Source organism: Candidatus Binatia bacterium (assembly GCA_029243485.1).
Taxonomy (GTDB): domain Bacteria; phylum Desulfobacterota; class Binatia; order UBA12015; family UBA12015; genus VGTG01.
Genome location: JAQWRY010000073.1, coordinates 88,624 through 99,414, shown reverse-complemented (window position 1 = coordinate 99,414; position 10,791 = coordinate 88,624). Strand labels below are relative to the sequence as shown.

Sequence of the window (10,791 nt, the reverse complement as noted above, 5' to 3'; positions counted from 1 at the left end):
CTGTGTGAGCATTCACTCTGAGTGTGTCAACTCTCACGGTTCGTCATGCGGAATAGTAGGCCCGCTACTACCCCCTGCCCGGTTGCGAACCGCCGACCGTGCGACGACACTTCCACGGGTGAGCAAGCGCGCCCCGGCGAAGGCCGATTGGACGGGTTTCGCGACGCGCGTCCTCCCTTGGGCTCTCGCCGCCTTCGTCCTCTGGTACCTCCTGCAGCAGATCCCGCTCGATGAGGCGATCGCCGCCTTCGGCCGCGCCGACCTGAGCCTGCTCCTTCCGGCCGCCGTACTCTGCGTCGTGGTGTGGTTCTGGATCGACTCGTTCGCGCTGTCCTACATCTACACTCGCTTCAACGCGCCGCTGCCCCCACGGGAAGCGCGCTCCGTCCGCGCGCTAACGTATCTCCTCGCCGTGCTGAACTGGAACCTCGGCACCGGCGGCATCATTCTGCACATGCGACACGCCAAGGGCGTCCCGTTCATCGAGGCGCTCAGCACGATGCTCTTGTACAACTTGATCGACCTCGTGATCCTGGCCGGGCTCGTCCTCTTCGGGAGCCTTCTGCTGCCCGCCGATCCGGGACTCGAATCGATCCGAATCGCGATGGTGTTCGTGCTCGCGGTTCCGCTCGCGATCCTCACGGTCTTCATCTCCGGCTGGAAGCCGGGATGGGCGTGGCTCCGCGGCATCCTCGAATTGCGCGTCTTCCACTCGCACCGGCTCGCAACGTGGCGCGACGTGTTCATCGTTCTCGGCCTGCGCGGGACCTACTTCTCCGTGTTCGTTCTCTTCTTCGCACTCGCGCTTCCTGCGTTCGGAGCGGACGTTCCCTGGTTCCACCTCGTGGCGACGGTGCCTCCCGTCCTGCTCATCGGGACGCTTCCGATCACACCCGCCGGCCTCGGAACGCAACAGGCGGCCGTCGTCTACTTCTACCGCTCATTCGCGCCCGAGGCGGAACTCCTGGCGCTCGGATTCCTGCTCTCGTTCGTGTTCATCCTGATGCGCGTGCCGGTGTCGTTCTTCTACCTGGGGGATCTCGCCGCGCTGCGCGCGGAGATCGCGGCGGGACGCGACGACGAGGATACCTGAGGACGTCACAGTCGCGTCGCTCCCGGCGAGTCGCTACCCATCACCAGTATGCCTGCGTACCCACCCGACCGGCACCTCCTGCGAGGTCTCGCGTTCAGCATGATCCGGACCCCGGACCGGTCCGACCGCGTTCTCATGCCCACGCCTCGGGAGCTTCGAAGCGCGTCGGGTGCCGTTTCCCTGGGTGCCCTAGCCGTGGCCGTCGACCTTGCCGCCGCCGGAGTCGCGATGCGCACGATCGCGCCGGACTGGCTCGCCACGGCCGAACTCGAGATCCACGCGCAGGAACGGGAACCGGTCGAGCTGGCCGTGGCCGAGCCCACTCTTCTGCGAAGCGGACGCACCACCGCCGTGTTCGAGGTCACCGTCCGCGGCTATGGCTCGGAAGAAGAGTCGCGGACCGCGGAGGGTGTCGCGCTCGCCCACTCGACCATGACGTTCGTGCGCATCAGTCGCCCCGACCTCACCTCGGAACTCGAGCACCCGAGCGAGCCGACCGAGGAGACCCGAGTCGACTTCGCGCGCCCCGACTCCGGGCTGCGCAGCCCGTTCCTGACCGAACTCGGGCTGCAGACGACCGACGCCGCGGCCGGCATCGTGGAGCTGCCCGCGAGCGACTTCGCGAAGAACAGCTTCGGCTCGCTCCAGGGCGGAATCACGGCCACTCTCGCCCAGGCCGCCTGCGAGGCCGCCACGGGCGCCCTCCTCGGCGAGCCGGCGATCGCCACCGACCTGTCCGTCCACTACCTGGCCCAGGGCAAGGGGCCCTACCGGACCCGCTGCGAGCTTCTCCGCGAAGGGAACGGCACGGCCCTGCACCGGGTGGAAATCCTCGACGTCGAAACCCGGACCCTCATGGCAACCGCCACGACGACTTCATCGCTCGCAGGTTAAGGTGTAGGATCTCCCTCGTGGAAGCGGCCCCCTCGCAACGCAGCGTCCTGTGGCGACAGGTGAGGCTCATGCTGTGGTCGTCAATCGCGACGGGCATGCTCCTCGGGTTGATCGCCGGGGTCTCACAGGACAATTGGAGCCTGTCTCTTGAGATCACTCTCGGAGCGGTCGCCTACGCGCCGGCTTACATCTTACTGTTCAGGTTCGTGCTGCCGCGCATCCGAACCCCGTCAAGGTGGCGGACTCTCATCGGCCAGACCATCGCCGCGATCCTGGGAATGACTTGCACGTCGTTCCTCGTCGTAAACGCCGTATTGTTGGCCCGGTTCGGAATCTGGATGCTCTCGCAGGACGCGTCCGGCCGGCACGTCGCCGAAGGCGCCTGGCCGTACTTCGCTCTTCCAATCCTGCCGACCGCAGCGTTGGCCGTATCGATGTTCGATCAGGCGTGGCAGCCGATGCGCGCCCTCGAAGCACGCGCGGAAAAAGCCGACGAGCTTGCGGCCTCCGCGCAGCTTCAGGCATTGCACGCGCAGATCAACCCACACTTCCTGTTCAACAGCCTGAACTCGATCGCGCACCTCATCACGGTCGACCCCGTTCGCGCCGAAGAGTGCGTGCAACGACTCGCAGAGATCTTTCGCTACCTCCTACAGAGCAAAGACCGCACGTTCGTCCCCCTCGCCGACGAGCTCGAGATCGCCGACGGATACCTCGACATCGAACGGGCACGCTTCGGGGACCAGCTTCGCGTGGAGTTCGACATAGCCCAGGACGCCCAGCGCTGGATCGTGCCCACCCTCATCGTCCAACCGCTGGTCGAGAATGCCGTGCGCCACGGAATCTCCAACAAGGTCGGGGGTGGCGACATCTTCGTCCGCGCGCGCGTCGAGGGCCGGGAGCTCGTGCTCAACATCCAGGATTCCGGGGTCGGAATGGTCACCGATGGCCACAGACCGACCGGGGCGACCGGCGTCGGGCTCCGGAACGTGAGTGACCGGCTGACGCACCTCTACGGAGGCAGCTATCTTCCTGAGATCCGCAGCAATCCGGGGGAAGGAACCCACATCACGCTCCGCGTCCCCGATCGCGCGCTCGATGCGGGTGGCATCGCTGACGACGAGGGGTAGCCGGCCGCTTTCTCGCTTGCCGCTCGTTTTGGGGGCCTGACAACCTCGGAGGCCGTGATCTCGCCACGACACTCGCCCTGACCGGCGCACAGGGCCGGGTCGCCATCCGGATCCTCGCGGGACAGCAGCGGAGCTGTGCACTCTTCAGCCCCAGCACCTCTCTGATCCTGCGCGACGAAGCCGATCGGTTCCAGGCGAAGAACGCCCCGGTCCGCCTTCACCGACTGCAGCGCGGCCAGCCTCGGCCTGCCCTAGCCCCCGCACGACCGGGAATTCGGCGGGCACGGAGCAGACAACCCTTGCTCCCCTGCCACGCATGGCTTAATCGCCCGGGTATGAGCAAACGGTCCAGCACCCCGAAGAAGCCGACTCTGACTCCTCCCACGCTCACGAAGCTCTCGGGCCATCCGTGCTTCTCGTGCTCTCAGTGCTGCACCTACATCGCGACCCAGATCGACGAGCCCACCACGATGAAGGACTACGATCACATCTCCTGGTACCTCTATCACGCAGGCATCTCGGTCTACATCGACTGGGAAGGCGCGTGGTACCTGCAGATGGAAACGCGCTGCGAGAACCTCACGGACAAGGGACTCTGCGGCATCTACGACCACCGCCCCGCCATCTGCAAAGACTTCGACTGGCGCGACTGCGAGAAGCAGCTCACCGCTGAGGACGAGCCGGCAGAGAAGTTCTCCTTCCGCACCTCGGAACAGTTCTTCACCTGGCTCGAGGCCAAGCGGCCGAGGACCTACGCGCGCTACCGCCTGTTCCTCTCGCAGAAGCACGCCGAGCGCGCCGACCCAGAGCTCAACCGCGTCGAACAGGCGTAGAACTAACGTCGAGGGACTCCCAGCCCAGAAGTAGAGACGTTCGTCACTCTTGTCGCGGCGGCGGCGGGGGAGCCTTCGGAGGTTCGTCTTGATCTCCGACGGGCACGGGAACTTCTGCTGATCTCGGCCGGGCACGAGAGTCGCTGTCGGGTCGGAGCGATCCTCGGCGGAACCGGTAGTGGCTCCCGCGTCCCGATCGTGCACATCAGCCCACGCCTCGGAGTCGGGCCCGCCGAGCCGCAGGGGGCCAGCGCTACTTGCCGTTCCCGTTCGCGGCCCACATCTCGAACGTTCGTACGACGAATCACGGGTTCGGCATCTTTCTGCATCCCGCAGGGTCTCTTATTAGTAGCTCTTCAGAGACACCCGTTGTCGAAGGGGGAGTGATGCCACGCCAGAAGAAAAGGACCACCCAGGGACGCAAGCCAACCTACGGAGCAGCGACCCGGTTGGCCCGACTCGTTCACGAACTACGCGAGCGTCCGAATGGCTGGAGCTTCGAGGCCATCCAGGAGGATCTCCGGATCACCGAACGCACGCTCGCCCGCTATCTCGAGGCATGCCGTCGTGAACTCGTCGACCAGCGCGAGCGCCCTCTTCTCGAAGTCGTCCGACGCGGCGACCGACGTTTCGTGAAGCTGGCCGACACGCACACCGGCCCCGCAACGACCGACTACGAAGTCCTGGCGCTCTTCTTCACGCTCCGCCTTGCCCGCGTCCTCGAGGGAACGGTCTTCGAGTCCGTGAACAAGGATCTCTGGGGCAAGATGCTGAAGACGGTTCCGGCCGCGGCGCGGCGCCGCCTGGAAAACGCCGACCGCAAGTTCTTCGCCCTCGCACACCTGCCCAAGAGCTACTCCACTATGGAGGACGAACTCGATCTGCTCCTCCGCGCGCTGATCGACCAGATGCGCCTCGTGATCGATTACGGCGGCGTCGTAGGCGAAGGCCGCACCCACGACTTCGACCCCTACTCCCTCGTCGAGCACCGCGGAGGTCTCTACCTCCTCGGCCGCAGCTCGCAATACCGCAAGACCGTCTGGCTGGCCGTCGATCGGATCCGCTCCGTCGAGACCAAGGTCGACGGCGAGGGGCTAAAGATACACTTCAACTACCCCAAGGGCTTCGACCCCGCGCGCCACACCAACGGCATGTTCGGAATCGTCGACGGGGAGACCACCCGCGTCGAATTGGCGATCCAGAACGCCGAGACCGAAGCGTACCTGCGCGCCCGGCAACTCCACGCGACGCAGAAGTTCTTCCGCGGATCCGACGGGAAGACGCATCTGGAACTCAAGGTGCGCGGCACGACCGAGCTCTCGAACTGGATCATGTCGACGAGTCCGTGGGTCGAGGTCGTGCAGCCCCCCGAACTCCGCGCCGAGATCGCGAAGCGCCTGAAGGAAACGACGGCGCTCTACGCACAGCGATACCGAAGCAGCTCCGCCACGCAGCGCAGCGCGCAACCCAAGGCACGGACGGCGCACGTCGGCGGCTGAAGCGCCGAGGCGGCCGGTCCGCCGCGTCCACGCGACCCGCGGGCGGTCGATTAGCGGTCGAAGACGTAAGACAGCCCCAACAGCGGCTGAATCATGTCGATACCGTCGTTCGGCAGCGTGGTCCCAGCGTTGGAGATGTGCTGCCACCGGCAGGCGAGCGAGGCCGACCAGTTGGGCGTGATGAAGTAGCGCACGCCCGCCCCGCCGTGCAGCGAGAAGTTGAAGCCGTCGGCCTGGTCGTCGAGCCCGAAGTCCAGATCGAGCATGCCGCCGCCGATCTCCCCGAACGGGATCACGTAGGGGACCGACAGGAGATCGTAGCGCAACAGCAGCCCCGCCCCGCCGCCGAAACCGCTGTGCGGGTGCGTTTCCCACAGAAGGTTCCCTTCGAGCAGAACTTCGAACGAACCCGCGTACCATCCGTCTCCGCCCAAGCGATCCGTCACGCGGTACCCGATCTGCGGAAACAGAGCGATCGCGTTCACGTCGTCGGTCTCGCCCCCGCGGTACGCCGGAGCTCGGACGAATCCGAAGCCAAAACCGCCGGAGGCACCCACTGAAATGTCCCCGGCCGAGACGTGCGCATGGGGCAGGTCCGACGGCGGTTCGGGCGCAGGTTCGGGCTCCGAAGCAGGATCGATCTCCGGCGCAGGCTCCCGCGCCGCCACCGGAGCGGCCAACGCCAGCATGAGACCCATCCATCCGGCGCAGATGCGCCGACGCGCGTCAGGCCACAGCCACACGCGCATGCCGCGCAGCCTCCTCGCTACTCTCTCCTTCAGACGAAGCGTCGGCGTCCAGCCCCTCTTCGAGCACCCCCAACGTACCGCCCCCCACAGGGATCTCTTCCACATCGCGCAGCTTCCGCTCGATCGCGCGCGAGCGCCTCGCGGCGTCGTCCATCGTCTTCGAGGCCTGCGCCAGCTTCCTGTTGACGCCATCGAGCGTGTCACCGAACTTCCCGAACTCCGTCTTCACGGCGCCGAGCAACTGCCAAACCTCGCTGGAGCGCTCCTGGATAGCCAAGGTCCGGAACCCCATCTGCAGGCTGTTCAAGAGCCCCGCAAAGGTCGACGGTCCGGCCACGACCACACGGCGCTCGCGCTGAAGCCGGTCCACGAGCCCAGGCCGGCGAACGATCTCGGCGTACAAGCCCTCGGTCGGTAGAAACATCACGGCGAAGTCCGTCGTGAGAGGCGGGTGGATGTACTTCGTCGAGATGTCCTTCGCACAGCTCAGGATCTGCCTCTCGAGATCCTTTGCGGCGGCCTCCAGAGCGACGCGGTCCCCCGCCTCACTCGCGTCGACGAGGCGCTGATAATCCTCGAGCGGGAACTTCGCGTCGATAGGGAGCCAGACGGCGTCGTCCGGATCGCCCTCTTTGCCGGGCAGCCGAATCGCGAATTCCACGACCTCGGCGCTCTCCTCGCGCGGGCGCACGTTGCGGACGTATTGGTCCGGCGTGAGCATGTCCTCGAGGAGCGCCCCCAACTGCACCTCTCCCCAGCCGCCGCGGAGCTTCACGTTCGACAGGACGCGCTTGAGATCCCCCACGCCACCGGCGAGCGTCTGCATTTCGCCGAGGCCTTGATGCACCTGCTCGAGGCGCTCCGAAACCTGCTTGAACGACTCGCCCAGGCGCTTTTCGAGTGTACCCTGGAGCTTCTCGTCCACCGTGGCCCGCATGCGCTCGAGCTGCTCGCCGTTGTCTCGCCGCATCTGCCCGAGCCGGTCGTCGACCGCCTGCCGTAGCTGCTCGAGTTTTTCTTCGTTCGAGCGCGTGAGCGACGTGAGCTTCTTCTCATTCGCGGCCGCTTGCCCCTCGAGGCGGGTCGAGAAGGCGTCGAGGCGAGCAGCCTGCGCGGTCGCCATCTCGCCGAGCCGCTCCTGCATCGAGTCGGCCACGCGACCGAGCGTGGCGCCGAGTTCTTCGCGACCGATCCGTGCGTTGTCGGCTGCCTCGCGTCGATTCTGGCCGATCTCTTCGCGAAGGCGCTTCTCGGCATCGACGTGCGCCTTCTCGATCGCTTCGAGGCGTGAGGCCAGGGCTACCTGGGTTGCCTGCGCCGCGAGGTTCGCGTCGCGACTCCGCTCCGCCTCCTCGGCCTGATCCAACGTCGCCGACTCCAACGCCGACAATCCCCGGCGCACCGAGGCTAGCCAGACCAGCAGGACCACACCGCCGACCAGAAAAACGGCCTGCAGCACGAACGGAACGAACGCAACGAGTTCCGCCACCGTCATCGAGGTTTCCTCCGCGTCCCCATCACCACACCCTACCGCCCCCCGCGGACACCGGCTGTCTACCGGCCCCTCGGTCCTCGAGCCGGAGATTCAACTCGCTCCGGCCGCTTCCGAGCCCAGTGTACGCCTCTGCGTGCAGTCCTTCCACCACTACCGCACGCGACGCCGGCCAGGACCCTAAAAGGTCGTCGGCCTCGGGCTTCGTGCAGCTGCCCGCACCACGCTGCTCACAGAAATCGGAGCGGAACATCTCGCCCCAGTACTCCATGGCCGAGTCGACGTCGCTCCACTTCTCCCACGAGCCCCATCAGGCGCTTCTGCCCGATGCGGCCGTCGACCCCACGTTCAAGACGACGTCACTGCCGTCGAGTTGGGTGAGCGCCACCTGGAAACGGAGCGTATTGGGCCCCCGCGCAGTGGCCATCTGCCAGTCCTTTGCGAGAACGCGGTACAGCAGACCATGCAAGCTGTTCGCCAGCGTCTGCTCGTCGGTCTGTGAAATGCCCCTCACTTCCCAGATTTCGCCAAATCGTCACCGGACCGAGCAGAACGGCATCCAAAACTCTTCCAGCTGACCACCTGGTCCAGGTAGAAAAGCTTGGGTTGGTCGTCCTGGCCCTTGGCCAGCGACGACGCATCCGCCCCCAGAAACCCAGACGGCGCAACGGTTTGGGCCTGTCGGGTCGCCGGACCACCCAGGGCGACGGTCGCGACCACCACCGCCGCGATTCTCCGCCTTGATCCAGCGGCTCCTCCGCCCCTCCGCCACCCCACCAGCCCCTCTCCCGCTGCAAACCAAAGTGTACACGACCCCTCAGAACCCCGTCGAGGCCGGCCGGAACCGGCCATCCCTTGTCTGGGCCCACATGGATTCTAGGCCCTGTAGACCGCGGTTTCGCCTGTTATGGTAAGGCCAAAGTGGAGGTGGGCCTTGGTGGTCCGTCGTCCGCGTGGCCCATCGGCCACCATCGAACCTGGAGGACATCATTAGCGCAAAACTGTTTGTTGGGAACGTGAGCTTCGACACGACGAAGGCTGAGCTCGAGAAACTGTTCGGAGACATCGGCGAGATCGCCGAGGTCTTTCTCCCCACGGACCGCGAAACCGGTCGACCTCGTGGGTTCGCTTTCGTGGAGTTCTCGGACTCGTCCGCAGCTACCACTGCGACGCAGCGCTTCGACGGCTTCGAGCTGAACGGTCGCGCGCTACGCGTGAACGAAGCGCAGGAACGTCGCCCCCGTACCCCCTCCTTCAATCCGAACCAGGGAGGACCCGACTTCGGCGGCCCCTCACCGTTCGGTGGTGGTGGCGGTGGTGGCGGTGGTGGTGGTAGCGGCGGTCCAGGTGGACCGCGCGGTGGTGCCGGTAAGCCCAAGGGCAGCCGACGCAACCTTCGCCGCAAGAAGCGTAGTCTCTGACCTACACCTCAGGCGGCAGCGCGCGGCGCGCGTTCCGCCGACATCAGCCCTCGAGGAACAGAACCATCTGGGTCTGCGTGACGAGGGCGACCAACCGTCCTGCCGATTCCATTCTCGTCTGCCACACCATCGTGCTTCGGCCGCGATGCAGTGGTGTCGAGACGGCTTGAATCGGAACACCGAACTTCGGACTCGCAAAGAAGTTCGTCTTCGATTCGATCGTGGTCGTGCCGGCACCCTTGGGCAGGTTGAGAAAGGTGCCGTAAGCGCCGAGCGTGTCCGCGAAGGCCATGAGCGCACCGCCGTGAATCCGGCCGGGTAGCGTGCAGAGGTCTTCGCGGGGATCCATCTCGGCGACGATGCGATCCTCCGTCGCTTCCATGAGGCGCACTCCCAGCACTTCGGGAAACAAGCCTTTCATCGTGGCCTGAAGCTGCTCCGTGGTCAGCATCAGTCAACCCGGCGTGTGCACGCGGACGTCTCGGGCCGCCTGGTAGGACTCGGATCTCGCCCGCGGCCAATCGTTGCGTCAAGAGCCGGCTCAACGGTTCGGGTCGGCGACATACCGATTCACCTCCGGGTCGAGAGTCGAACTCAGGAATTCGTCATACTCCTGAATGCCGTTGATGTAGCGCCCGAAGAGCGCCGCAGAATAGGTGTTCACGATCTCCCAGACCCGCAGGTCCGAGATGAACGTCACCGGAGAGCCGTCGAACCGCGTGCTCGTCCCGCAGCCATCGCCATCCCCGATCCCGAGTCCGGTCTGACAGGCGAAGCTGAAGCTGAAGTGCCCCGCATCAACCAATTCTGCGAGGAACCGCGGTCCCGGAACCAGGTCGTACGTAGCGCGGACGGCGGCGTTGCCCTCGGGGCCGATCGTGTTGTCGACGGTCGCCAGCATGAGCAACGTCGCCGCATCGTAGGTGTCGGACACCGGCCCACCGAGAGCCATGGGCAGTGAGGCGACGACGCGTGAGTCCATGCTCGCAGCGGCCATTGAGGTGAAGGCGCCGAGGGAGTGTCCAGTCACGCCGAAGCCCTTGTCGAGATCGATCCACCCCTCGAATCGATTGCCCGACTGCGACGTGAAGGTGCTGAACTGATCGAGGAGATAAAGTACATCGAGAGGTCGCGCCTCCCGCAACCCCTCCGTAGTGCCCGAACTGTCGAAGAACGTGTTCCCCTGGTGATCCGGCGCGATCACGACGAAGCCATGACTCGCCAGGTGCTCGCACTGGAACGTGTTCTGGAACCGGATCCCGCCGGAACCGTGCGAGAACGCGATCAGCGGATACGGCCCATCGTCAGCCAGCGAAACGTCGCGCACAGCGACGAGCGGAATCGTCGCGTTGTCCGCGAGGAAGGCGAGGTCCGGCGGGAGGTAGCTCGTCGCCGGGGCGGGAGGCTGGTCGCGGGCGGATTCGGCGGCAGGGTACCAGATCTCGGTGAGGACGACGCGATCGCGCGCTTCGTCGTACAGTTCGATTCGCGTGACGCCGACGGGATACGGCCCCGGCTGCGCGGGATCCGCCGCCGCGACGGGGGCGCCCCCGGGCGACGAACTGCTTCCGGTCGTCGCACTGTCACCACAGCCAGCGACGACTGTGACGGCGAAGAGGAGAATCAGGCAAGCACGGGCACGACGAACGGTCGGTAGCATCGAAAGATCCTGCCATCTGC

Annotated in this window: 12 protein-coding genes; 6 read left to right on the top strand and 6 right to left on the bottom strand. The window is 65.8% G+C overall.

Going from position 1 to position 10,791, the window contains the following annotated elements; translation table 11 throughout:
- Window positions 1–118 precede the first annotated feature (118 nt).
- The 5 genes from P8R42_21325 (at window position 119) to P8R42_21305 (ending at window position 5,449) form a co-directional block, all read left to right on the top strand.
- Window positions 119–1,093 carry a lysylphosphatidylglycerol synthase domain-containing protein gene (locus P8R42_21325; protein MDG2307140.1) on the top strand — a complete coding sequence of 325 codons (975 nt, stop codon included), beginning with the start codon at window positions 119–121 and terminating at the stop codon, window positions 1,091–1,093.
- Between the two features lie 48 nt (window positions 1,094–1,141).
- Entirely contained in the window at window positions 1,142–1,987 is an 846-nt protein-coding gene (locus tag P8R42_21320; protein ID MDG2307139.1) for a PaaI family thioesterase, read from the top strand.
- 17 nt (window positions 1,988–2,004) lie between these two features.
- On the top strand, window positions 2,005–3,117 hold the full coding sequence (locus P8R42_21315) for a histidine kinase (protein MDG2307138.1): 1,113 nt from the start codon (window positions 2,005–2,007) through the stop codon (window positions 3,115–3,117).
- Window positions 3,118–3,452: 335 nt separating this feature from the next.
- A complete protein-coding gene (locus P8R42_21310) occupies window positions 3,453–3,950 on the top strand; it encodes a YkgJ family cysteine cluster protein (protein ID MDG2307137.1) in 498 nt (165 codons plus the stop codon).
- Between the two features lie 386 nt (window positions 3,951–4,336).
- On the top strand, window positions 4,337–5,449 hold the full coding sequence (locus P8R42_21305; GenBank protein MDG2307136.1) for a WYL domain-containing protein: 1,113 nt from the start codon (window positions 4,337–4,339) through the stop codon (window positions 5,447–5,449).
- 50 nt (window positions 5,450–5,499) lie between these two features.
- Here P8R42_21305 and P8R42_21300 read toward each other — a convergent pair whose 3' ends face one another.
- From P8R42_21300 to P8R42_21285, 4 genes are read right to left on the bottom strand one after another with little or no spacing between them, the layout of a single operon-like run.
- On the bottom strand, window positions 5,500–6,198 hold the full coding sequence (locus P8R42_21300) for an acyloxyacyl hydrolase (protein ID MDG2307135.1): 699 nt from the start codon (window positions 6,196–6,198) through the stop codon (window positions 5,500–5,502).
- Window positions 6,176–7,693 carry a DNA recombination protein RmuC gene (gene rmuC, locus P8R42_21295; GenBank protein MDG2307134.1) on the bottom strand — a complete coding sequence of 506 codons (1,518 nt, stop codon included), beginning with the start codon at window positions 7,691–7,693 and terminating at the stop codon, window positions 6,176–6,178. The genes P8R42_21300 and rmuC overlap by 23 nt, the downstream gene beginning before the upstream one ends.
- A 22-nt stretch (window positions 7,694–7,715) precedes the next feature.
- Window positions 7,716–7,961: a hypothetical protein gene (locus P8R42_21290; protein MDG2307133.1), complete on the bottom strand. Its 246-nt coding sequence runs from the start codon at window positions 7,959–7,961 to the stop codon at window positions 7,716–7,718.
- Window positions 7,962–8,000: 39 nt separating this feature from the next.
- Window positions 8,001–8,204 (bottom strand): DUF3313 family protein, encoded by a 204-nt coding sequence (locus P8R42_21285; protein MDG2307132.1) that lies wholly within the window; start codon window positions 8,202–8,204, stop codon window positions 8,001–8,003.
- 439 nt (window positions 8,205–8,643) lie between these two features.
- Between P8R42_21285 and P8R42_21280 the strand changes: the two genes are divergently transcribed.
- Window positions 8,644–9,111 carry an RNA-binding protein gene (locus tag P8R42_21280; protein MDG2307131.1) on the top strand — a complete coding sequence of 156 codons (468 nt, stop codon included), beginning with the start codon at window positions 8,644–8,646 and terminating at the stop codon, window positions 9,109–9,111.
- A gap of 43 nt (window positions 9,112–9,154) precedes the next feature.
- Here the strand turns inward: P8R42_21280 and P8R42_21275 are convergent, their stop codons facing one another.
- Window positions 9,155–9,562, bottom strand: a complete 408-nt coding sequence (locus P8R42_21275; protein MDG2307130.1) for a PaaI family thioesterase — start codon at window positions 9,560–9,562, stop codon at window positions 9,155–9,157.
- A 90-nt stretch (window positions 9,563–9,652) separates the two neighbouring features.
- Window positions 9,653–10,771 carry a hypothetical protein gene (locus tag P8R42_21270; GenBank protein ID MDG2307129.1) on the bottom strand — a complete coding sequence of 373 codons (1,119 nt, stop codon included), beginning with the start codon at window positions 10,769–10,771 and terminating at the stop codon, window positions 9,653–9,655.
- Between the last annotated feature and the right edge of the window lie 20 nt (window positions 10,772–10,791).